The organism is Micromonospora sp. NPDC005087, assembly GCF_042872965.1.
Taxonomy (GTDB): Bacteria; Actinomycetota; Actinomycetes; order Mycobacteriales; family Micromonosporaceae; genus Micromonospora.
Genome location: NZ_JBIALB010000002.1, coordinates 1 through 22,179 on the forward strand (window position 1 = coordinate 1; position 22,179 = coordinate 22,179).

Here is a 22,179-nt window from a genome sequence, read left to right on the forward strand (position 1 = left end):
GCGGCGCCGGTCTGCGCCAGCCAGGGCAGCAGGACCGCGCTGGCTGGGTCACAGGTGCCCTGATGACACGACTCTTGCCAGATGAAGTCCCAGGCAGGAGAGGTCGGGTCGGCCGCCGCAGAAGCTAGAACTTCCGAGGAAATCGTCACCCACGAAGCTTTGCACGTCTTTGCACGTCTCAAGATCGGACGCACTGTTCTCGACACGACAGGGCGGTGCCGGACGCACGGTCAGCGGCAGAAGCGGACGTCACGACGCGCGGGCCGTCGACACCATGGTGCGGAAGGTCTGCCGGTACGCCGTCGGCGAGACCCCGATCGCGCCGGTCAGGTGCTGACGCAGCGACGCGGCGGTGCCGAAGCCGGCCTCGGCGGCGACCCGGTCGACCGGCAGGTCGGTGGTCTCCAGCAGACGGCGGGCGTGTTCGACCCGCTGCCGCGCGAGCCACTGCACTGGTGTCATGCCGACCTCGGCGCGGAAGCGGCGCGAGAACGTGCGTACGCTCATGCGGGCGTGCCGGGCCAGCTCGGCGAGGGTGATCGGCCGGTGCACCTGTCCGAGTGCCCACTGCCGGGTCTCGGACGTGGTCGTGGTCGCCGGCTCGGGCACCGGGCGGTCGATGAACTGCGCCTGGCCGCCCTCGCGCCACGGCGGCACGACGCACAGCCGTGCCACCCGGTTGGCGACGGCGCTGCCGTGGTCGCGGCGCACGAGGTGCAGACACAGGTCCACGCCGGACGCCACGCCGGCCGCGGTGAGCACCTGTCCGTCGTCGATGAACAGCACGTCGGCATCGACCTTCACATTCGGAAACGTACGCTGGAAATGCTCCGCATTGTTCCAGTGCGTGGTGGCAGGCCGGCCGTCAAGCAGCCCGGCGGCGGCCAGCACGTACGAGGCTGTGCAGATGGACACGATCCTCGCATCCGGCCGCAGCCGGCGCAGCGCCGCCGCGACCGGCTCAGGCAGCCAGTCCTGGTCGCCGATCGGATCGCACACGAAGGGCGGCAACACCAGTGTGTCGGCCGTGTCGATCACCTCAGGGCCGTGCTGGACGGCCACGGTGAAGTCCGCGCTGGTGGCGACTGGTTCGCCGTCGACGCTGCAGGTGACGACCTCGTACAGCGGCTCACCGTCGGGACCGACAGCGGTACCGAAGATGCGGACCGGAATGCTCAGCTCAAACGGGTACACGCCGTCGAGCGCCAAGACGACCACGCGATGCATGGCCAGATCCTTCCACATATTGGCGATCTGGCCACTCGAACCATCGAACGCCGCTCCGGCAGGGTGGATCGCACACACCGAAGATGAACAGAAAGGCATGCGATGCGTGCGATCGAACAGGACCGGTTCGGCGGCCCCGAGGTCCTCAAGCTGATGGAGGTCGACCGCCCCGAGCCCGGCCCGGCGGAGGTACTCGTCCGGGTCCACGCGGTCGGGGTCAACCCGACCGACCTCTGGCACCGCGCAACCGGCGGCCTGCTCGGCCGACCGGTGCGGCTGGGCTGGGACCTGTCCGGCGTGGTCGAGGCCGTCGGTGTCGGCGCCGCGCTGTTCCGGCCCGGTGACGAGGTCTTCGGCATGCCACTGCTACCGCGGGCGGCCGGCACCTACGCAGAGTACGTCACGGCACCGTCGCGGCACCTCGCTCGCAAGCCCGCCGGGCTGTCCCACGTCGAGGCGGCTGGTCTGGGGCTCGCCGGGCTCACCGCGTGGCAGGCCCTGGTCGATGTCGCCGACGTCCAGCCGGGCCAGCGCGTACTGGTTCACGCGGCCGCGGGCGGCGTCGGCCACCTCGCCGTGCAGATCGCCAAGGCGCGCGGCGCACACGTGATCGGCACCGCGAGCGCCGCCAAGCACGCGTTCGTCCGTGGGTTAGGTGCCGACGAGGTCATCGACTACACGACGACGGACTTCGCCGAGCGCCTCCACGACCTCGACGTGGTCATGGACTCGATCGGCGGCGAGTACGGGCCGCGCTCGCTGCGGACCCTGCGCCCGGGCGGCATCCTGGTCGCCCTCGCCTCGCCGGCCGAGACGTACCTGGAGGAGGAGGCAGCCCGGCAGGGCAAACGCGCCCGATTCATGATCGTCGAGCCGGACGCTGCCGGGCTCACGTCCCTCGCCAACCTGGTCGGCACGGGGCAGCTCCGCGTCGAGGTGGACACAGTACTGCCCCTCGAACAGGTCGCCAAGGCCCACGAGATCGGCCAAACCGGCCGTACCAAAGGAAAAATTATCCTGACACTCTGACCTCCTGCGTCAATCCTGGCGGCAACCCGACTGGACGCGGCCGCAGCGGCGCCGTCGCACCGCGTCGTCCACCACACATGAGTGCTCACCTCGCCGCAGATCTCGCCGCAGATACTGATGGGACTAGCCGAACGCAACGTCGACGTCTGGCGATGCCCTGGCCGGCTCGACGCTGGCGACCCAGCCAGTGAACCGCCGCGGCACGGCCGGATCAGGCGCCCGGGCCGAGTGCATTTCGCCACCACCCGAGCCAGCCGGCTCGGGGCCAGCTGTCCGGCGCCATCGATGATGATGGTCAAGATCAAGACTTGGAGCGGGGTCCGCAGCAGGTGTTGCAGCGCCTCGTCGTCCGCGGCCTTCTGCAGGCGTGTGAGCACTCTTTCGATGCGATCGAGGTCCGTGCGGAGGCGGACCTTCGTCGCAAGCTCGCCGTAGCGGACGGCCTCGGCGAGTTCGAGGAAGTCCAGGTCGATCCGCTCGAAGTGCGCGGGCGCGATGTTCTCGGTGTAACCGACCGGGCGAGTGGTGAGGACAACCAGCACGTCGCATTTGTCGGCCTCAGCGATGTTGACGAACTCGGTGACTCGCTCGATCAGGCGCTTGCGCACAGCCGGTTCGGTGACTTCGTCCAAGCCGTCCAGGACGAGCAGCCAGGGCCACCTCTGCATCCAGGTTCTCAGCGCCCACGGCTTCACCTCTCCCATGTCGGAGCGGCGCGAAACCTTGTGGGCGATCCACCGCAGCAGAGTCGAGTCGTCGCTGAGCCCTCCTTCCTGGGCGTACAAGGCCAGGTCGATGCGCATCGGCCAGCGGCGGTTCTTCGGCAGCTCACGGCCGAAGCGCTTCAGGGCTGCCGCGGTGCCCTTGATGACGTCGCGGTGCCCGTCGCTGAGGTCTTCGGCGCGTTCGAGCATGGCCGCGCGGAACACCTGGACGAGGAACTTGGAGATCGTCGTCTTGCCGTTGCCGGGCGCGCCGGTGACGATCATGTGCCGGGGCGCCTCCTGGGTGGTGACGCCGGGAGCGAGGACATGTTCGGCGCGGTCGAGCACGTACTTCACTACGCTCGTACGCCGCGTGCCGGCGGCGAAGGTGATGGGCAGGTCGATGGCGACGTCGTGGACGGGGATCCCCTGGCCGTCACCGCTGCCCGCCTCGTCGAAGTAGATGAAACCCTCGCCCATGAGCGTGGTCTTGGCGTGCTCCCGGAGCCCTTCTTCGAGGTCCTTCAGCGGTATGGTGTCGGTGAACTGTGCCAACGCGGCGAAGACGTCGCCGGCGGTGAGGAACCCCGGAAACGCGTTGCGGATGCCCGGGTGCACCTTGAGCAAGGCCTGGATCTGGTTGCCATCCCAGATACGCACCTTCTTGATGCGCTTCAGCCTGGCCAGGCGCGCCCTCCGCTCCTCTGCGGCTTCGGGGTCGACCTCCCGAGTTTTGTCGGCAAGGCGCTCTAGGTAGCTCTTGATGTTGTCGTTGAGAAGATCATGGCCGCCGACCTGGGGGAACGGCGTGAGCATCACGTTCGTGATGATGATCAGGAAGTCGGGAACCGGATTGCGATCTCCGTAGGGGTTGGCCCAGTCATCGAGCTCGCCGCGGACCTGCCCCCACAGCCAGGCCGCGTTCTCCTGGTGGTTGGCGGAGGGGGTCGCCCGGTGCTTCACCTGCAGGACGGTGTATCCCTCCCACACCTCGGCAGGCTGATCCTCCGTCGGCTTCCAGATGAGCGAACCCCGGTGGTACAGGTCCCGCCCGCCGTCCCGGCCCGCGCCCATCACCTGGACACCTGGCCCGAAGAAAGCGACCGCTAGGCTGGCCGCAAGGTCTTGGAAGCCTGTTGGACCTAACTGCTCCAAGTTGTCGCTCAACGTCACACCTTCTCGGCCACCCTGTCATGCGGGGCGAGCCGCCACGGCCCCGGAGGACAGCCTACGCGGGCGGGTCGCCAGGCCAGGTGGCCGGCGTCATGCCAGGCGATCCTGCACCTCGCGATTGGCGAGAGTCGCCCCGCGACCGCAGGCCTGCTACGACTCGCCGAAATAGCCCTCCTCCTCGCCGAGCAGCAGCGGCACGTCGTACACCGACATGTCCGGCCGGGCCCTTGGTGGCGGGCGGTATTCGCTACGTCCCTATTCGCCCCAGTCCTACGATCCCCCGACGGCGTAGCCCCGTAGTCCGGCACCGGTCAGCCTAACTATGCGGTTGTTCGGTAGGCGTCGAAGACGCCGTCGATCCTGCGGACCGCGGCCAGCAGGTGCCCCAGGTGCTTTGGGTCGGCGATCTCAAAGCTGAATCGGCTCACTGCCACCCGGTCGCGGGTGATGGTGACGGTGGCGGAGAGGACATTGACCTGCTCGTCGAACAGCACCCGCGCGGTATCGACAAGTAGCCCGCGCCGGTCGAGGGCCTCGACCTGAATCGCCACCACGAAGTTTGACGAGGAGGTGAGTTTCCAGGTCACCTCGCGAAGCCGCTCGGGCTGGGCCTTGAGGTCCTCGGCGTTGGGGCAGTTGTCCCGGTGCACGCTGACCCCGCCGGACCGGGTGACGAAGCCGAAGACCGAATCCGGCGGAACGGGGGTGCAGCAGCGGGCCAGCTTGATCCAGACGTCGCTGACCCCGCGGACCACGACACCCGGGTCGTGACTGGAGGCCCGGTTGCGCGGCGGCTCGGTGGCGACGGTGGTCTCGGCGATGTCCTCCGCCGCGCCCTCCTCGCCGCCGTAGGTGGTCATCAGCTTCTGCACCACCGACTGCGCCGAGACCTGGTTGTCGCCGACCGCCGCGTAGAGCGAGGCCACGTCGGCCAGGTGCAGGTCCCGGGCGATCGACATCAGCGCGTCGGAGGTGAGCATCCGCTGCAACGGCATGCCCTGCTTGCGCATCGCCTTGACGATTCCGTCCTTGCCGGCCTCGATCGCCTCCTCGCGGCGCTCCTTGTTGAAGTACTGCCGGATCTTGGTGCGGGCACGTGGGCTCTTGACGAAGCCGAGCCAGTCCTGGGTCGGGCCGGCCGTGTCGGACTTCGAGGTGACGATCTGGATCACGTCGCCGTTGGAGAGCGTGGATTCCAGGGGCACCAGCTTGTCGTTGACCCGCGTCCCGATGCATTTGTGCCCGACTTCGGTGTGCACCGCGTAGGCGAAGTCCACCGGCGTCGACCCGGTCGGCAGGGGGATGACGTCACCCTTCGGGGTGAAGACGTACACCTCCTGGCTGGACAGGTCGAAGCGCAGCGCGTCCAGGAACTCGCTCGGGTCGGCCGCCTCGCGCTGCCAGTCCAGCAGTTGCCGCAGCCAGGTCATCTCGTCGATGTGCGCCGGCGGGCCGACGATCTGGGTGCCCTTGTGCTCCTTGTACTTCCAGTGCGCGGCGATGCCGAACTCGGCGGTGCGGTGCATCGCGTACGTGCGGATCTGCATCTCCACCGGCTTGCCGGTGGGCCCGATGACCGTCGTGTGCAACGACTGGTTCATGGCCCGCCTGCACGGCGACGCCGGGATGAACACCGCCGAGTACGCCGTCGGCACTCTCGCCGCCGTCGCCTTCGCGGGGATCCTGTTGAAGGTGTTGACCTCCGGCAACGTCCAGTCGGCGTTGACCGCCGTGATCGACCGGGCGCTCAAGTGATCGGGCGCCGGCAGACCGGCCGCTGTCGGGGGTCCGGCACCACCGGGTGGGCGGCCGGCGGCGGACGGAGATTCCGCTTCGTCGACCGGGCAGCCGGTGGGGACCGGGGGTCCTTCACCGCCGAACTGGCGGCCGGCCTGCCGGCGCTGCTCCTGCTCCTGCTCACCGGCCTGGCCGCGGTCAACGCGGTCAGCACCCGGGCGAGTTGCCTGCACGTGGCCCGGGAGGCGGCGCTGGCCGCCGCCCGGGGCGCGGACGGCAGTGCCGGCGGCCTGCGCGCGGCGCCGCCGGGGGCGGAGGTGTCGGTGTCGGTCGACGGCGACCGGGCGCAGGCGACGGTCCGGGCGCCCGTACGCGCGTTGGGCGGTCGCCTCCCGCGGATCACCGTGGTCGCTACCGCCGTCGCGGCCGTGGAACCCGGGGCCACCGAGGGCAGCCGATGAACCAATGCCCAGGCATGCCGAAGCAGCAGACCGGGCCGGGCCGGGCCGGGCGCACCTCCGCCATGAACGACCGCACCCCGAGCGACCGCACCCCGAGCGACCGCACACCGAGCCACCGGAAACCGAGCGACCGCACACCGAGCCACCGGAAACCGAATGTCCGCACCGGGAGAGGCTCGACGCCGAGCGGACGGAGACTGCATGCCCGCCCGGGGACAGGCCCGACGCGGAGCGGACGGAGACTGCATACCCGCCCGGGCACACGCCCGATGCGGAGCGGACGGAGGCTGAGCGAGGCGGGGCAACCGTGCTCCTGCTCGCGATGGGTCTGGTGTTCGTGCTGGTGGGGACATTCGGCGCCGCCGTCGCCGCGGCCGGAATGGCGGCGCAACGGGCGGCGGTGGCGGCCGACCTGGGTGCGCTGGCCGGGGCGGCCAGGGCGCTCGACGGCGACGCGGCGGCGTGTGCGTCCGCTGCGGACATCGCTGGTCGCAACGGTGGCCGGCTGGTCGACTGTCGTACCGACGGGCTGGATGTGCTGGTGACCGTCCAGGTGGCGATCACGCCGCTGCCCGGCCTGACCCGGGTAGTGGCGTCAACGGCCCGCGCGGGCCCGGTGCGCGGTTGAACGATGCGCGGCCCGCACCCATCGACGGCATCAGCCGCGATGCGTCTACGACATCAGGTCCAGAGGCGCCGCAGAACAGCAGGCGGCCCGACAGCCGGCTGGCCGGGACGTGGGCCGACGGGCCCGTGTCCCGGCCAGCGGGCGAGAAGATGGGTGGCTCGGTGAGCCGGGGTGGGTCAGCGGGACTGGAGCGCGTCGAGAGCGACGGCCATGGCGATGACCAGGCGGCGGTCGATCTGCGGGTTCTGTACCTCGACGATGTACTTGTCGCGCAGGCCCCACTTCTTCACGACCGAGAAGACGGGCTGGCCGCCGGCGGTGAAGTCGAAGTGGTACGGCAGCCAGGACAGCGAGTCGACGAACCGGCGCAGCAGCGCCACCGGCATGCTGCGCTCCTGGCCCGTCACCTGCGGCAGGCCGTTCTGCTCGACGTGCCAGGTGGAACGGAGCAGCGACTGGGCGAAGTCCTTGCGGAACAGGCCGATCGGGTTGCCGGCCGCGTCGGTCACGTCGTACGTGGCGCCCAGGTCGAGGCGCTGGCGGGCCTTGAAGCCGAGCAGGGGCTGCTGCTTGGAGTCGTCGGTGTAGATCGTCACCTGCTCCTTGAAGGCGAGCCGCTTCTGCTGCGCGAAGGCCAGCAGTTCACCCTCGGTGCCGTCCGGCGAGACCGCCCGGACCTCGTACTGGTTGACCATCATCCGCAGCCGCTGGCGGATGTGGAACTGCTGCAGGGTCTGCAAGTTGTCGAGCTGCATCTGGTCTCCTCAGGGGGATTGTGCGCCGGAGTCTCGCACAGCCCGGCGACCGCCGCCGGCCCGCGTCCCGGCGCTCCCACCCGTGACCGTGCGGCCGTCCCTGCAGAGGTCAGCGGCCGTCGACGGTGACGCGCAGCGCCCAGCCGTTGAGAACCTGGTGGATGCCCTGCAGCCGCTCGTTGATCTGCTCCAGCCGTTCTGCCTGGGCCAGGGCGGCCAGTGCGGATCCGAGCGCGATCTGCTGGTCGAGGGTGAGTTTCTCCTGGTCGATGGTGTAGAGCAGGTCGACGGTCTCGGCGATGGTGTCGGCCACGGCTCCTCCTTGGGCACGGGACGGGCAGAAAAGGCAGGCATCGATGGAAGCGCTCCCATCATTGTGCCCCGTCCGGCTCGGGATCATGCAAGGTGGTTCAGGCGGGCAGGTTCGCCAGCACCACGTCGAGCACCCGGATCGCGTCCGGCTTGGAGAGCGGGTTGTTGCCGTTGCCGCACTTCGGCGACTGCACGCAGGACGGGCAACCCGTCTCGCAGCCGCACTCCGCGATCGCGTCCCGGGTGGCCCGCAGCCACGCCGACGCTGTCCCGTACGCCCGCTCGGCGAAGCCCGCACCGCCGGGGTGTCCGTCGTAGACGAAGACGGTCGGCGCCTCGGTGTCCGGGTGCACCGCCGTGGAGAGCCCGCCGATGTCCCACCGGTCGCAGGTGGCCATCAGCGGCAGCAGGCCGATCGCGGCGTGCTCGGCGGCGTGCAGCGCACCCGGCACGTCCGGGGCCTGCACACCGGCTGCGGCCAGTGACTGCGGCGACAGGGTGAACCAGACCGCCACCGTGCGCAGCTCCCGGGTGGGCAGGTCGAGCGGCCGGGTGTCGATCACCTCACCGGTGGCGATCCGGCGTCGCTGGTACGACACCACCTGGCTGGTCACGTCCACCTCGCCGAGGAACATGCCGACCGGCCCGGCGTCCACGTAGGAGCGCACCGACACCACGGACAGGTCGGTGACGTCCCGGGCGTGAGTGGACCAGTCCGGCTCCTCCACGTGCACCAGCGCGCAGCCGTCGGCGAGGTCGAGGTCGTCCACCACGTACGAGACGCCCTGGTGCAGGTAGACCGCGCCGGGGTGGAGCAGGAAGTGCGAGGAGCCGCCGTCGACCGTGCCCAGCAGCCGGCCGGTGGCCGACTCCACCACGCAGACCGGGGCGCCGCCCTGGCCGCGCAGGTCCACCTCGGGGCGCTCCCGGTGCCGCCAGTACCAGCCGGTGGGCCGTTGCCGCAGCGCCCCGGCCGTCACCAGCTCGTCGATCGCCTCCTTCGCCCCGTCACCGAAGAGTGTCAGGTCGGCCGGGGTCAGCGGGGCCTCGGCCGCGGCGCAGGCGAGCTGCGGGGCCAGCACGTACGGGTTGGCCGGGTCGAGCACCGTCGCCTCCACCGGCGCACCGAAGATCGCCTCCGGGTGGTGGACCAGATAGGTGTCCAGTGGATCGTCCCGGGCCACCAGCACAGCCAGGGCCTCCTGCCCGGAGCGCCCGGCGCGGCCGGCCTGCTGCCAGAGCGACGCCCGGGTGCCCGGATACCCGCAGATCAGCACCGCGTCCAGGCCGATCAGGTCCACGCCCAGTTCGAGCGCGTTGGTGGAGGCCAGGCCCAGCAGGTCACCGTGCAGCAGCGCCCGCTCCAACTCACGCCGCTCCTCACGCAGGTAGCCACCCCGGTAGGCGGCCACCCGCTTGCCGAGCCCCGGCACCGCCTCGTCCAACGACCGGCGCGCACTGGCGGCCACCACTTCGGCGCCCTTGCGGGACCGGACGAACGCGAGCGTGCGTACCCCCTCGGCGACCGTGTCGGCGAGCAGGTCCGCGGTCTCCCGCAGCGCCGACCGGCGGACCTGGATGAGGTCCGGCACGTCGTCGTGCCCGCCCGCCGCCTGGGCGGGCGCCGGGGACGAGGTCGCCGACGAGTCGGGTGGCAGCAGCGGCGGCTCCCAGAGTGCGAAGGTCACCCCGCCGCGCGGCGAGGCGTCCTCGGTGACCGCCGTCACCGGCAGGCCGGTCAGCCGTCCGGCCGCGGTCGCCGGGTCGCCGGAGGTCGCCGAGGCGAGCACGAACACCGGGGTGGCCCCGAACCGGGCGCACTGCCGGCGCAGCCGGCGCAGCACGTGCGCGACGTGCGAGCCGAACACCCCCCGGTAGGTGTGGCACTCGTCGATCACCACGTACGCCAGCCGGCGCAGGAAGCCCGACCACTGGGCGTGCCCGGGCAGGATGCCGTGGTGCAGCATGTCCGGGTTGGTCAGCACGAACCGGGAGTGCCGGCGAATCCACTCCCGCTCGGCGCGCGGAGTGTCCCCGTCGTAGCAGGCCGGGCGTACGCCCTCCAGTTCCAGCCCGGCCACGGCCCGCAGCTGGTCGGCGGCGAGCGCCTTGGTCGGCGCCAGGTACAGCACGGTGGCCCGGGGGTCGGCGAGCAGCGTGGCCAGCGATGGGAGCTGGTACGCCAGGGACTTGCCGGACGCGGTGCCGGTGGCGACCACGACGTGGCCGCCGTCGTACGCCAGGGTGGCCGCCTCGGCCTGGTGCCGCCAGGGCGCGACCACGCCGCGGCGGGCGAACGCCTCGCGCAGCTCCACGGGCGCCCACGGCGGCCACGGTGCGGGCACTCCGGCGCGGGCCGGCACCCGTTCGACGTGGGTGACCGGGTCACCGGCGCTTCGGGCGCGCAGCCGGCGCAGCAGGTCGACCGGCGATGGCTCGGGGCCGGGATCTGCGGATACGGTGGCTGCGGACGACACGCCCTGCACTCTCGCACTGGTGTTCGGAGATGAAAAGTCGGGCCGGGGGGTAAGGGGGAGCTTCCGTTGGTGACCGCAGGGTGGCCCAGCGGTAGTGGTTAGATGCCCAGGAGAGTTTACGGCTCTGGCGAGGAGGACCGATGGAGCTGTCGCTGGCGACCCGCACCGTGGGCGAGCACACGGTGCTCGAGGTCGGCGGTGAGGTGGACGTCTACACCGCGCCCCGGCTCCGCGAACGGCTCCTCGAACTGATCGACGGCGGCGCCCGGCACGTGGTGGTCGACCTCGGTCGGGTGGACTTCCTCGACTCGACCGGGCTGGGCGTGCTGGTCGGCGCGCTCAAGCGGCTCCGCACGGCCGGTGGCTCGTTCGCCCTGGTCTGCGACAAGGAGCCGCTGCTCAAGATCTTCCGGATCACCGCGCTGGACCAGGTGTTCCCGCTGTACCCCTCGGTCGACGCGGCGGTAGGCGCGGAACCGACCGGTGCCAGCGCGTGATGGCGACAGTCAAGCTCTCCTTCTCCCCGGCGCCGGTGCACGTACGTACCGCCCGGCTGGTCGGTGTCGCCGTCGCCCGGCGCGCGGGGGTCCGCGAGGATCTGCTGGACGAGGTGCGCCTGGCCATCGGCGAGGCGTGCACCCGGGCGGTGGCCCTGCACCGCCAGTACGGCCTGGCCGACCCGGTGCTGGTGGAGATGTCGGACGCCGGGTCGTACGCGGTGCGGGTGGTGGACCGGGCGCCGATCGAGGCCGGCATCGGGCTGGCCGCGCTGCCGCCGGACGAGCTGGCCAACGAGTCGCTCACCGATGAGGCGCTGACCACCGGAGTTGGTTTCGCCCTGCTCGCCGGCTTCGTCGAGGACCTTCAGGTGCGTCCGGTCGACGATGGCGTCGGCACCGAGGTGCGGATGGTGTGGCCGGTCGGCCGCTGACCCGTTCGTTCTGTTCTGTTCCATACAGGCCGCATCCCCGCCGGGGTGCGGCCTTTTTGCCATGGGCCGGGCCCTATATCAGATTTCGTTTCATAACACAGCGACGAAGATCATCGAGACATGGTGCCACCTCGGTGTGACCTCCAACACTCCGGAGGGCTACAGTACCCGGGTTGTCAGCAAGTGATCCATCCCGCAGCCAGCGGGAATGGGTGGTCATCGCTGGTCCGCTGGGGTGGGTTGGCGCGCGCTTGCGAGTCCGCGTTCAGGCGCCGGTCGGTGCGTCTCCACTCACCGGCGCGAGTGTTCGGTAACAGGAGGACACAGATGTCCGAGACCTTGGCCGCCGACGCCGGCGGGCTGTCCCTAACCGGAAGCAATGTCACGTACGTCGTCATCGCCGCGGTAATCGCGCTGGTGGCGCTCGTCTTCGCCGCCGCCCTGACAAAGGCGGTGCTGGCAGCCGGCAAGGGCACCACCAACATGCAGGAGATCTCGGGGGCGGTCCAGGAGGGCGCTTCCGCCTACCTGCTCCGCCAATTCCGCACTCTGGCGATCTTCGTTGTCATCGCCGTGGTGCTGCTCTTCCTGCTGCCGGTGCACGACACCGACGGCAGCGAGACCGCCGTGAAGTTCGGCCGCTCGCTCTTCTTCGTGGTGGGCGCCCTGTTCAGCGCGTCCATCGGTGGTGCCGGCATGTGGCTGGCCACCCGCGCCAACCTGCGCGTGGCCGCCGCCGCCCGGGAGCGAGAGGGTGGCCGCGAGGCGGCCATGAAGATCGCCTTCCGCACCGGCGGCGTGGTGGGCTTCCTCACCGTCGGTCTCGGCCTGTTCGGCGCCGCGCTGGTCGTCCTGGTCTACCGGGGCGACGCACCGACCGTGCTGGAGGGCTTCGGCTTCGGCGCCGCGCTGCTCGCGATGTTCATGCGGGTCGGCGGCGGCATCTTCACCAAGGCGGCCGACGTCGGCGCCGACCTGGTCGGCAAGGTCGAGCAGGGCATCCCCGAGGACGACCCGCGCAACGCCGCCACCATCGCCGACAACGTGGGCGACAACGTCGGTGACTGCGCCGGCATGGCCGCCGACCTGTTCGAGTCGTACGCGGTGACGCTGGTCGCCGCGCTGATCCTCGGTCGGGCCGCGTTCGGCGAGGATGGCCTGGTCTTCCCGCTGATCATCTCCACCATCGGCGTGCTGGTCGCGATCGTCGGCGTCTTCATCACCCGGCTGCGCGCGTCCGATCGCAACGCCCTGACCGCGATCAACCGGGCGTTCTACCTCTCCGCGGTGCTCTCCGCGGTGCTGGTGGCGATCGCCGCCTACGCGTACCTCCCGGCGACCTTCGGCGAGTTCGGCAGCGGGCTCACCGACGCGGGCGGCAACCCGCGGCTGGTGGCCATTGGCGCCGTGGTGATCGGCATCGTGCTGGCCGCCGCGATCCAGGCACTGACCGGCTACTTCACCGAGACCAACCGGCGCCCGGTGCAGGACATCGGCAAGAGCTCGCAGACCGGCGCGGCCACCGTGATCCTGGCCGGCATCAGCATCGGCCTGGAGTCGGCGGTCTACTCGGCGCTGCTGATCGGTGCCGGCGTCTTCGGCGCGTTCCTGCTCGGCGGCAGCTCCATCACCCTGTCGCTGTTCGCGGTGGCGCTGGCCGGCACCGGCCTGCTCACCACGGTCGGCGTGATCGTCGCCATGGACACCTTCGGGCCGATCTCCGACAACGCCCAGGGCATCGCCGAGATGTCCGGTGACATCGACGAGCACGGCGCCCGGACGCTCACCGAGCTGGACGCGGTCGGCAACACCACCAAGGCGATCACCAAGGGCATCGCGATCGCCACGGCGGTGCTCGCCGCGACCGCGCTGTTCGGCTCGTACACCGACTCGCTCCGCAGCGCGTACGCGACGGCTGGCGTGGGCGACGTCGGGACGGAGATCCTCAACTCGCTGAACGTGGCCAACCCGCGCAACCTGGTCGGCCTGATCATCGGTGCGGCGGTGGTGTTCCTCTTCTCCGGGCTGGCCATCAACGCGGTGTCCCGCTCGGCCGGTGCCGTGGTGATGGAGGTCCGCCGGCAGTTCCGTGAGCTGCCCGGCATCATGGACCGCACCCAGCGCCCGGAGTACGGCAAGGTCGTGGACATCTGCACCCGGGACGCGCAGCGCGAGCTGATGACCCCCGGCCTGCTCGCCATCCTGGCGCCGATCGCGGTCGGCTTCGGCCTCGGGCCCGGCGCGCTCGCGGCCTACCTGGCCGGGGCGATCGGGGCCGGCACGCTGATGGCGGTCTTCCTGGCCAACTCCGGTGGCGCCTGGGACAACGCCAAGAAGCTGGTGGAGGACGGCGCGTACGGGGGCAAGGGCTCCGAGGCGCACTCCGCGACCGTCATCGGCGACACCGTCGGTGACCCGTTCAAGGACACCGCCGGCCCGGCCATCAACCCGCTGCTCAAGGTGATGAACCTGGTCTCGCTGCTGATCGCGCCGGCCGTGGTGGCGTTCAGCATCGGCGACGACCGGAACACCCCCGTGCGGGTGGCCATCGCGGTGGTGGCCGCGCTGATCATCGTGGCGTCGGTGGTGTTCAGCAAGCGCAAGGGCATCGCGATGGACGACTCCGACACCGGTGCGGGCAGCACGGACCACCGGCCGGAGACGGTCAACGCCTGACCATCCTCGGCACCGGGTCCCCGGTCGGCGTGCCACGCCGGCCGGGGACCGTCGGTTCCTCCTCCGGGGCCGTCTGACCGGTGCCACGCCTGGGCGGAGGTCGTACGCTGCAACGCATGCGTACGTGCCAGGCGTCTGCCGCCGGAAAGCTCACGGTGGTCCTGGCCACGCTCGTCGTTGTCCTCGCCGGCTGCGGTGGCGGTCCCAGCCCACGGGCCTGGGCGGCGACGGTCTGCGGCGCGCTCACCCCGTGGCGCTCCGAGATCAGCAAGTTGACCAGCAGCACGGATGAGCAGATGACCGCGCAGACCACGCCGGCGCAGGCCAAGGAGAACCTGGTGCGGCTCTTCGGTGGGGCGGAGCAGGCCAGCGAGACCGCGCGCCGCAAGGTGGAGCAGGCCGGCATCCCGGAGACGGACAACGGTGAGGCCATCTCGGCCGGTTTCCGCAGTTCCCTGGGGAAGATGCGGGACGCCTACGGGCGGGCCCGCGACACCATCGACAAGTTGGGCACCGGCGAGCCGACCGTCTTCTACGACGGCGTGCGGGCCGCGGTGGACACCCTCAACAAGGAGTACGACGCCAGCGCGCTGGACACCAGCCGGCTCAACTCCGAGGAGCTGAAACAAGCCTTCGACGAGGTGCCGGAGTGTCGCTGAGCGGGCTCGGCGACACCGGAGCGGCGCAGCCGCCCCCGGCGCTGTTCCCGGCACCCGAGCCCGACCCGTCGGCTTCCGAGGCGACGCGACGGCGGAGCGGGCCGACCCGGCACGGGTCGAGCGGGCCGTCCTCCGGGCCGGCGCAGACCGACGACGCGGGACATCAACTGGTCTTCTTCGGCGCGGAGGCGGCCGAACCGACGGTCGCTGACCTGGCCGGACTGCTCGCCGGGCCGGGCGAGATGGTGCGGATGGGCGGCACCGCCCGCCTCTCGGTGCACGTGGACGCCGCCTGGCGGGTGCACGTGCTGGTCGCGGAGCTGGCGCTGCGCGGGTTGGCGGCGAGCTGGGAGCCGACCGGGGACGCGCGACACGCCGTCCGTACCTCGTACACCCGGGTCCTGAAGCCGCTCGCGGTCGCGTGGCTGCACGGCCCGGCGAAACGTCCGCCGGCCACCTTGCACCTGACCGGCCGGCGGCTGCGGCTGTGGCTCGCCGCCGCCGGGACGCCGGAGCCACCCGACAGCTTCCTGCTACGGCTCGGCGCCGGTGACCAGGAGTGCTGGGACCCGGTCGGCACGGCGCTCGCCACCGCCGGGCTCGCCGGCACGTTGCTCGGCCCGGACGAGGGCGGCCCGGGGTACCGGATCACGGGCCGGCGCCGGTTGGGCCGGCTCGCCGAACTGGTCGGCGGGCCGCCGCGCGCGGCACCGGCCGACGCCTGGCCGACCCGACCCTGACCAGGGGACGAACCGGGTCATTCCCCTCAAGGCGGAGGTGGCGCCCGGGCGGCCGCGGCTGTCTGGTGCCGGACAGCCGGCGGGTTGATCCGGGCGGAAAACGGGCGGGTCGGACCTCGGCCGAGGGTCCGCCATCGTCACAGTGACCCGCTTCGAGCCCTACCCACGGTGTACGGTGGCGCCGTCCGGCAGTGCCGAGCGCGGTGGGGCGGAAGTGGACCGCCGCGCCGGAGCGGATTGCCGCCCGCGAAACCCGAAACGCGGACGGCGCGTTACGTTGGACATCCGGACCGCCGGTGCGACGGCGGGGTCGAGAGCGGTCGCTGTCCGGGGGCCGGCAGACCACGAGCAGGAGTGAGGTCGGGGAGAGACGTGCCGAGCAACGCTGGAACCACCCGTCTGGTCATCGTCGAGTCACCGGCGAAGGCCAAGACGATCTCGGGCTACCTCGGCCCGGGGTACGTCGTGGAGGCCAGCTTCGGTCACGTCCGCGACCTGCCACGCAACGCCGCCGACGTGCCGGCCAAGTACAAGGGTGAGGCGTGGGCCCGGCTCGGGGTGGACGTGGACAACGGCTTCCACGCGCTCTACGTCGTCTCCGCCGACCGCAAGCAGCAGATCAGCAAGCTGGTGAAGCTGGCCAAGGAGGTCGACGAGATCTTCCTGGCGACGGATGAGGACCGCGAGGGTGAGGCGATCGCCTGGCACCTGGTGGAGACGCTCAAGCCCAAGGTGCCGGTCAAGCGGATGGTCTTCCACGAGATCACCAAGCCGGCGATCCAGGCGGCGGTGGCCAACCCCCGCGAGATCGACCGCGACCTTGTCGACGCGCAGGAGGCCCGGCGGATCCTCGACCGGCTCTACGGCTACGAGGTATCTCCGGTGCTGTGGAAGAAGGTCATGCCGAAGCTCTCGGCCGGCCGGGTGCAGTCCGTGGCGACCCGGATCGTGGTCGAGCGGGAGCGGCAGCGGATGGCCTTCCGCACCGCTGAATACTGGGACATTCTGGCCACTCTCGCCGTGGCGAACGTCGGTGAGGGGCCGCGCGCGTTCAACGCCACCCTCATCGCGTTGAACGGCGACCGGATCGCCACCGGTAAGGATTTCGAGCCGACCACCGGTCGAGTGAAGCCCGGGGCCGGCGTCGTGCACCTGGACGAGGGCGGCGCCCGTGGGCTGGCGGCCCGGCTCGAGGGACGGCCGTTCACCGTCACCCGGGTCGAGGAGAAGCCCTACCGCCGCCGCCCGTACGCGCCGTTCATCACCTCGACGCTCCAGCAGGAGGCGGCCCGCAAGCTGCGCCTGTCGTCGCAGCAGACGATGCGCACCGCGCAGCGCCTGTACGAGAACGGCTACATCACCTATATGCGTACCGACTCGGTGAACCTGTCGGAGACCGCCATCTCGGCGGCCCGCCGGCAGATCGTCGAGCTGTACGGCGAGCGCAGCGTGCCGCCGGAGCCCCGCCGCTACACCGGCAAGGTGAAGAACGCGCAGGAGGCGCACGAGGCGATCCGCCCGGCGGGGGACAACTTCCGCACCCCGGGCGAGGTGGCCAAGGAGCTGTCCGCCGAGGAGTTCAAGCTCTACGAGCTGATCTGGCGCCGCACCATCGCCTCGCAGATGACCGACGCGGTCGGCTCCAGCGTCTCGGTGCGCATCCGCGCGGTCTCCACCTCCCAGGAGGAGGCCGACTTCGGCGCCACCGGCAAGACCATCACCGACCCGGGCTTCCTGCGCGCGTACGTCGAGTCGAGCGACGACGAGACCGCCGAGGCCGAGGACGCCGAGCGCCGCCTGCCCACCCTGGTCAAGGACCAGCCGCTGACCGCCGACGAACTCGCCGCGCAGGGCCACCACACCCAGCCGCCGTCGCGCTACACGGAGGCGTCGCTGGTCAAGGCACTGGAAGAGCTGGGCATCGGCCGGCCGTCCACGTACGCGTCGATCATGCAGACGATCCAGGACCGGGGGTACGTCACCAAGCGCGGCCAGGCGATGATCCCGACCTTCCTGGCCTTCGCGGTGATCGGCCTGATGGAGCGGCACTACCCGCGCCTCATCGACTACGACTTCACCGCCACGATGGAGAACGAGCTGGACGAGATCGCCGGCGGCGGCCACGCCGCCGTCGACTTCCTCACCGCGTTCTACTTCGGCGGCGCCAACGGTGCCGGCGACCAGGGCATCGCCCGCTCCGGCGGGCTCAAGAAGCTGGTCACCGAGAACCTCAGCGACATCGACGCACGCAGCGTCAACTCCATCCCGCTCTTCACCGACGACGACGGCCGGGAGGTCGTGGTCCGGGTGGGCCGGTACGGGCCGTACCTCCAGCGGGAGCTGCCCGGCGGCGAGCCGGCGGCACCGGCCGAGGGTGAGGAGGGTGGCACCCAGGGTGACCGGGCGCCGATCCCCGAGGGGCTGGCCCCCGACGAGCTGACCCCGGAGAAGGTGCACGAGCTGTTCCTCGGTGGCAGCGGCGAGCGCAAGCTCGGCGACGACCCGGGCACCGGCGAGCCGATCGTGCTCAAGTCCGGCCGGTTCGGCCCGTACGTGTCCAGCGGCGAGCGGAAGTCCTCGCTGCTGCGCTCGCAGACGCCGGATTCGCTGACCCTTGAGGAGGCGCTCAAGCTGCTCAGCCTGCCCCGGCTGGTCGGCGTCGCGCCCGACGGGGTCGAGGTGTTCGCCAACAACGGCCGCTACGGCCCGTACGTCAAGCGGGGCGAGGAGTTCCGGTCGCTGGAGTCCGAGGAGCAGATGTTCACGGTCGGCCTGGACGAGGCGCTGGCGCTGCTGGCCGCCCCGAAGGCCCGTGGACGGCGGGCCGCGGCGCCGCCGCTGCGCGAGATGGGCGTCGACCCGCTGACCGAGAAGCCGATGGTGATCAAGGACGGCCGGTTCGGCCCGTACGTCACCGACGGGGAGTTCAACGCGTCGCTGCGGCGTGGGCAGACCCCGGAGGCGCTGACCATCGAGGAAGCCTCGGAGATGCTGGCCGAGAAGCGGGCCAAGGGTCCGGCGCCGAAGAAGAAGGCGGCGGCGAAGAAGGCTCCGGCGAAGAAGGCCACGGCGGCCAAGAAGACGGCCGCTGCCAGCAAGTCCACCGCCGCGAAGAAGACCACCACCGCCAAGGCGACCACTGCCAGGAAGGCGGCCCCGAAGAAGGCCGCCGCCAGGCCCGCCGAGGAGTGACGGTCACCGACCCCTGTCCCTAATGGATGAAATGTCCTATTTGGTACGAGGGTTTGGTGGAGGTTCCCTAACGTGAGGGGATGTTCGCCACCACTGCCACGCGTCGCCGTTTACTCGTCAGCGCGTCGGCGGGAGCGTTGCTGCTTGCCGTGGCCGCGGTCGGCTCCTGGGCGATGGATGCCGAGAGCTCCGCGCCGGCCGGGGCCACCGCGTCACAGGCTGCCCCGCAGACCGTCGCCCCGGGGTCGTCCACCGGGCCGACCCGGGATGCCGCCAATCGGCGGACCGTGCGACTCGTCGCCGCGGGTGACGTTCTGGTTCATCCCGCTGTGACCGACCAGGCGCGTCGGGACGGCGCCCGGGCCGGCCGCCTGGACTTCGCCCCGATGTTCGCCGGGATCGCCCCAGCCGTCGGCGGCGCCGACCTGGCGCTGTGCCACCTCGAAACGCCACTGGCCGATCCCGCCGGCCCGTTCGCCGGCTATCCGTCGTTCAACGCGCCCCCGCAGGTGCTCGAGGGGCTGCGCGGTGCCGGGTTCGACGGCTGCTCGACCGCCTCCAACCACACCCTCGACCAGGGCGCCGACGGGGTGGCCCGGACGGTCCGCGCGCTCGAAGTCGCCGGGCTGGGGCACACCGGCAGCGCCCGCAGCGCCGCCGAGGCGGCCACGCCCCGGATCTACCAGGTCGGCGACGTCCGCGTCGCCCACCTGGCGTACAGCCTGAACTTCAACGGGCTGAGCCGCCCCCCGGGCCAGCCGTGGCTGGCCAACCTGATCGATCCGCCAGAGATCCTCGCCGCCGCCCACGAGGCGCGCGCCGCCGGCGCCGACATCGTCGTGCTCAGCCTGCACTGGGGTACGGAGTACCAGCACCTGCCGGACGCCGACCAGCGGGCCTGGGCACAGCAGTTGATCTCTTCGCCCGACGTGGACCTCATCCTGGGCCACCACGCCCACGCGGTGCAGCCGTTCCAGCGCTTCGGCGACAAGTGGGTGGTCTTCGGCATGGGCAACGAACTGGCCCGGCACGCGGAGCCGATCGACGACAACCGCGAGGGTGTGATGGCGCGAGCGACCTTCACCGAGACCGCCCCGGGGCGCTGGACGGTGACCCGGATGGAGGCGCTGCCAACCTGGACCGACCTGGCACCGGCCCTCCGGCTGGTCGACCTGACCGCAGCGCTGGCCGACCCGGCCACCCCGCCGGGTCTGCGGGGCGACTACCGGGCGGCGTACCAGCGGGTGCTCGGCTACGTCCGGTCCCTCGGCGCCGGCCCGGATCAGGTGGTGGCGTCGGGCGGCTGAGCGCCGCCACAGAGGACGCGGTCGATGTGGGCGTTGGTGAAGACGCGGTCGGGGTCCAGGCGGTCGCGGACGGCCAGGAAGTCGGCGAAGCGCGGGTAGGCGGTGGCCAGCGAGGCGGCGTCGCGGTAGTGCAGCTTGCCCCAGTGCGGCCGGCCGCCCAGTCCGGCGGCCACCTCCTCGAAGGCCCGGAAGTACGGCTCGTACGGCATGCCGACGTACTGGTGCACGGCGATGTACGCGGAGTCTCGGCCGTAGCCGTGCGACAGCCAGATGTCGTCGGCGGCGGTGAACCGCACCTCCACCGGGAAGAGCACCTTGAACGGCAGCCCGTCCACGATCCGCTGGAGTGCCGCCAGCGCCTCGGGTAGCGCCTCGCGGGGGAGGCCGTACTCCATCTCCAGGAAGCGGACCCGGCGCGGGGTGCAGAACACCCGGTCGGAGCGGCCGGTGTACCGGCGTTCGGTGAGCGCGCGGGCGGAGACGGCGCTGATCCTCGGTGCCAGCGTCGGCACGGCCCGGCCGAGCCGGCAGGCGCCGGCGAAGACGGTGTTGGCCAGGAAGTCGTCGTCCAGCCAGCCGCGCCATCGGGGCAGCGGCCGGTCGTTGGCGGGTACCCGGTCGTTGGTCTTGACCTGGACCCGTTCGGTGTAGGGGAACCAGTAGAACTCGACGTGGTCGTGGCCGTCGATCAGTGCCGGCAGTTCGTCGAGCACGTCGGCCAGCGCGGCCGGGCGTTCGTGGGCGTGCAGCACGAAGGCGTCCACGCAGCGCAGGGTCACCTCGACGAGCACACCGAGCGCGCCGAGCGACACCCGCGCGGCGGCGAAGACGTCCGGGTTCTCGTCGGCGGAGCAGCGCAGCACCTCCCCGGTGCCGGTGACCAGGGTGATCGCCTCGACGAAGGTGGACAGGCAGCCAAAGCCGGCGCCGGTGCCGTGGGTGCCCGTGGAGATCGCCCCGGCGACCGTCTGCGCGTCGATGTCGCCGAGGTTGGGCAGGGCGAGGCGGTGTCGGGCGAGCAGGCCGTTGAGGGCGTGCAGGGTCATCCCTGCCGGTACGGTGACGAGCCTGTGCTCGAGGTCGACGCTGACCATGGTGTCGAGCTCGGACAGCTCCATCCGCCGGTCGTCGGCGAGCGCGATGGCGGTGAATGAGTGGCCGCTGCCGGCCACCCGGATCCGGCCGCCGGAGGCGGCGGCGGCCCGGACGGCCTCGGCGACGTCAGCCGGCGAGCCGGGGCGGAGGATTGCGCTGGCGCTGCCACGCTGGTTACCGGCCCAGTTGGACCAGCGGGCGGTGAGCGGTGCGGTGCCGACCATGCTCGCTCCTCGAAAATGAATATGAAGTGACTTCATATCAGGAACGTTGTAGCTGGTAAATACCGCAATTGCGGTCCGCTCGTTGTACCGGTAGTCACGGACTCGTGACGTGGAGATATGTTCATCCGTCGAAGGGGGGTGGCGCCGAGTGTCCACACCAGCCGCCACGACCGGGCCGCTGCGCCGCGTACCGGTGCAGGGTCGAAGTGTCGCGCGGGTACAGCGCATGTTGGACGCCTGCGCCGAACTCGTCGACGAGGTGGGGTACGAAGGGCTGACCACGACCGTGCTCGCCGAGCGCGCCGAGGTGGCGATCGGGTCGGTCTACCAGTTCTTCCCGGACAAGCGGGCGATCGTGCAGGCATTGACCCTGCGCACGATGGAGTCCTACCTCCAGCGGCTGGACGAGCGGTTCGCCTCGGACGAGATGACCCACTGGTGGGACGGCGTCGACGCGGGGATCGATGAGTACATCACGATGCACCGCACCGTCCCCGGCTTCCGTACCCTGCACTTCGGCGACGTGGTCGACCTGCACCTGCTCGATGAGCAGCGCGACAACAACGGCGTGATCGCCGACCAGTTGGCGCGGGTGCTCACCGAGCGTTTCGGGCTGACCGACGTCCCGAAGCTCCGCTTCGTCCTCGAGATCGCGGTGGAGGCGGCCGACGCGCTGATCAAGCTCGCGTTCCGCCGGAGGTCCGACGGCGACGAGCGGGTGCTGCTCGAGGCCAAGGCGCTGATCCGGGAGTACCTGCACCGCCAGGTCGACGGCCCGGAGAGCGCGCGGTCGACCGCCGAGCAGCAGGCCGCGGCCGCCCAGCCCGCCTGACCCGGCCCGCCGGGTGGGCG

The 22,179-nt window shown here is 71.1% G+C and carries 16 protein-coding genes and 2 pseudogenes; 12 read left to right on the forward strand and 6 right to left on the reverse strand.

Annotation, left to right across the window (positions count from 1 at the left end):
• Window positions 1-249: 249 nt before the first annotated feature.
• Window positions 250-1,227: a GlxA family transcriptional regulator gene (locus tag ACFYPS_RS04960; RefSeq protein ID WP_387322848.1), complete on the reverse strand. Its 978-nt coding sequence runs from the start codon at window positions 1,225-1,227 to the stop codon at window positions 250-252.
• A gap of 153 nt (window positions 1,228-1,380) precedes the next feature.
• Here ACFYPS_RS04960 and ACFYPS_RS04965 point away from each other — a divergent pair, with 153 nt between their 5' ends.
• Window positions 1,381-2,256, forward strand: coding sequence for an NADP-dependent oxidoreductase (locus ACFYPS_RS04965; protein ID WP_387323558.1), 876 nt, complete (start codon window positions 1,381-1,383; stop codon window positions 2,254-2,256).
• A 2,197-nt stretch (window positions 2,257-4,453) separates the two neighbouring features.
• On the opposite strand, the pseudogene ACFYPS_RS04970 reads toward ACFYPS_RS04965, so the two are convergent.
• Window positions 4,454-5,734, reverse strand: a pseudogene (locus ACFYPS_RS04970) (RelA/SpoT family protein); the annotation flags it as partial.
• On the opposite strand from ACFYPS_RS04970, the gene ACFYPS_RS04975 reads away from it, so the two are divergent.
• From ACFYPS_RS04975 to ACFYPS_RS04985, 3 genes and pseudogenes are all read left to right on the forward strand, one after another.
• Window positions 5,733-5,888, forward strand: a complete 156-nt coding sequence (locus ACFYPS_RS04975) for a DUF4244 domain-containing protein (protein WP_354964345.1) — start codon at window positions 5,733-5,735, stop codon at window positions 5,886-5,888. The pseudogene ACFYPS_RS04970 and the gene ACFYPS_RS04975 overlap by 2 nt on opposite strands.
• Window positions 5,889-6,013: 125 nt before the next feature.
• Window positions 6,014-6,331, forward strand: a complete 318-nt coding sequence (locus ACFYPS_RS04980) for a TadE family type IV pilus minor pilin (RefSeq protein ID WP_387323561.1) — start codon at window positions 6,014-6,016, stop codon at window positions 6,329-6,331.
• 217 nt (window positions 6,332-6,548) lie between these two features.
• A pseudogene (locus ACFYPS_RS04985) lies at window positions 6,549-6,959 on the forward strand (Rv3654c family TadE-like protein); the annotation flags it as partial.
• Window positions 6,960-7,135: 176 nt separating this feature from the next.
• Here the strand turns inward: ACFYPS_RS04985 and ACFYPS_RS04990 are convergent.
• From ACFYPS_RS04990 to ACFYPS_RS05000, 3 genes are all read right to left on the reverse strand, one after another.
• Window positions 7,136-7,714: a hypothetical protein gene (locus ACFYPS_RS04990; protein ID WP_354964346.1), complete on the reverse strand. Its 579-nt coding sequence runs from the start codon at window positions 7,712-7,714 to the stop codon at window positions 7,136-7,138.
• Between the two features lie 109 nt (window positions 7,715-7,823).
• The gene (locus ACFYPS_RS04995; protein WP_354964347.1) at window positions 7,824-8,027 is read right to left on the reverse strand and encodes a hypothetical protein; all 204 of its coding nucleotides are present in this window, start codon (window positions 8,025-8,027) and stop codon (window positions 7,824-7,826) included.
• A gap of 97 nt (window positions 8,028-8,124) precedes the next feature.
• The gene (locus ACFYPS_RS05000; RefSeq protein ID WP_354964348.1) at window positions 8,125-10,503 is read right to left on the reverse strand and encodes a DEAD/DEAH box helicase; all 2,379 of its coding nucleotides are present in this window, start codon (window positions 10,501-10,503) and stop codon (window positions 8,125-8,127) included.
• Window positions 10,504-10,643: 140 nt separating this feature from the next.
• On the opposite strand from ACFYPS_RS05000, the gene ACFYPS_RS05005 reads away from it, so the two are divergent.
• The 7 genes from ACFYPS_RS05005 to ACFYPS_RS05035 all read left to right on the forward strand — a co-directional run bounded on the left by ACFYPS_RS05005 (window position 10,644) and on the right by ACFYPS_RS05035 (window position 20,008).
• A complete protein-coding gene (locus tag ACFYPS_RS05005) occupies window positions 10,644-11,000 on the forward strand; it encodes an STAS domain-containing protein (protein ID WP_354964349.1) in 357 nt (118 codons plus the stop codon).
• Window positions 10,997-11,434: an ATP-binding protein gene (locus ACFYPS_RS05010; protein WP_354964350.1), complete on the forward strand. Its 438-nt coding sequence runs from the start codon at window positions 10,997-10,999 to the stop codon at window positions 11,432-11,434. The genes ACFYPS_RS05005 and ACFYPS_RS05010 overlap by 4 nt, the downstream gene beginning before the upstream one ends.
• Before the next feature lie 327 nt (window positions 11,435-11,761).
• On the forward strand, window positions 11,762-14,110 hold the full coding sequence (locus ACFYPS_RS05015) for a sodium-translocating pyrophosphatase (protein WP_387322852.1): 2,349 nt from the start codon (window positions 11,762-11,764) through the stop codon (window positions 14,108-14,110).
• 116 nt (window positions 14,111-14,226) lie between these two features.
• Complete coding sequence (locus ACFYPS_RS05020) at window positions 14,227-14,769, forward strand: hypothetical protein (protein WP_354964352.1); 543 nt, start codon at window positions 14,227-14,229, stop codon at window positions 14,767-14,769.
• Complete coding sequence (locus ACFYPS_RS05025; RefSeq protein WP_354964353.1) at window positions 14,760-15,509, forward strand: hypothetical protein; 750 nt, start codon at window positions 14,760-14,762, stop codon at window positions 15,507-15,509. The genes ACFYPS_RS05020 and ACFYPS_RS05025 overlap by 10 nt, the downstream gene beginning before the upstream one ends.
• 372 nt (window positions 15,510-15,881) lie before the next feature.
• Window positions 15,882-18,701: a type I DNA topoisomerase gene (gene topA, locus ACFYPS_RS05030; RefSeq protein WP_387322855.1), complete on the forward strand. Its 2,820-nt coding sequence runs from the start codon at window positions 15,882-15,884 to the stop codon at window positions 18,699-18,701.
• Between the two features lie 80 nt (window positions 18,702-18,781).
• On the forward strand, window positions 18,782-20,008 hold the full coding sequence (locus ACFYPS_RS05035; RefSeq protein ID WP_354964355.1) for a CapA family protein: 1,227 nt from the start codon (window positions 18,782-18,784) through the stop codon (window positions 20,006-20,008).
• Here ACFYPS_RS05035 and ACFYPS_RS05040 read toward each other — a convergent pair.
• Window positions 19,984-21,327: a D-arabinono-1,4-lactone oxidase gene (locus ACFYPS_RS05040; protein WP_354964356.1), complete on the reverse strand. Its 1,344-nt coding sequence runs from the start codon at window positions 21,325-21,327 to the stop codon at window positions 19,984-19,986. The two genes, ACFYPS_RS05035 and ACFYPS_RS05040, sit on opposite strands and share 25 nt — an antisense overlap.
• A gap of 226 nt (window positions 21,328-21,553) precedes the next feature.
• On the opposite strand from ACFYPS_RS05040, the gene ACFYPS_RS05045 reads away from it, so the two are divergent.
• Window positions 21,554-22,159, forward strand: coding sequence for a TetR/AcrR family transcriptional regulator (locus ACFYPS_RS05045; protein WP_354964622.1), 606 nt, complete (start codon window positions 21,554-21,556; stop codon window positions 22,157-22,159).
• Window positions 22,160-22,179 lie beyond the last annotated feature (20 nt).

Coding starts and splice junctions, on each gene's coding strand:
- ACFYPS_RS05040 (WP_354964356.1), bottom strand. CDS start 21,327: ATGGTCGGCACCGCACCGCTCACCGCCCGCTGGTCCAACTGGGCCGGT.
- ACFYPS_RS05035 (WP_354964355.1), top strand. CDS start 18,782: ATGTTCGCCACCACTGCCACGCGTCGCCGTTTACTCGTCAGCGCGTCG.
- ACFYPS_RS05020 (WP_354964352.1), top strand. CDS start 14,227: ATGCGTACGTGCCAGGCGTCTGCCGCCGGAAAGCTCACGGTGGTCCTG.
- ACFYPS_RS04975 (WP_354964345.1), top strand. CDS start 5,733: ATGGCCCGCCTGCACGGCGACGCCGGGATGAACACCGCCGAGTACGCC.
- ACFYPS_RS04965 (WP_387323558.1), top strand. CDS start 1,381: ATGGAGGTCGACCGCCCCGAGCCCGGCCCGGCGGAGGTACTCGTCCGG.
- ACFYPS_RS05015 (WP_387322852.1), top strand. CDS start 11,762: ATGTCCGAGACCTTGGCCGCCGACGCCGGCGGGCTGTCCCTAACCGGA.
- ACFYPS_RS04990 (WP_354964346.1), bottom strand. CDS start 7,714: ATGCAGCTCGACAACTTGCAGACCCTGCAGCAGTTCCACATCCGCCAG.
- ACFYPS_RS05005 (WP_354964349.1), top strand. CDS start 10,644: ATGGAGCTGTCGCTGGCGACCCGCACCGTGGGCGAGCACACGGTGCTC.
- ACFYPS_RS05045 (WP_354964622.1), top strand. CDS start 21,554: ATGTTGGACGCCTGCGCCGAACTCGTCGACGAGGTGGGGTACGAAGGG.
- ACFYPS_RS04960 (WP_387322848.1), bottom strand. CDS start 1,227: ATGCATCGCGTGGTCGTCTTGGCGCTCGACGGCGTGTACCCGTTTGAG.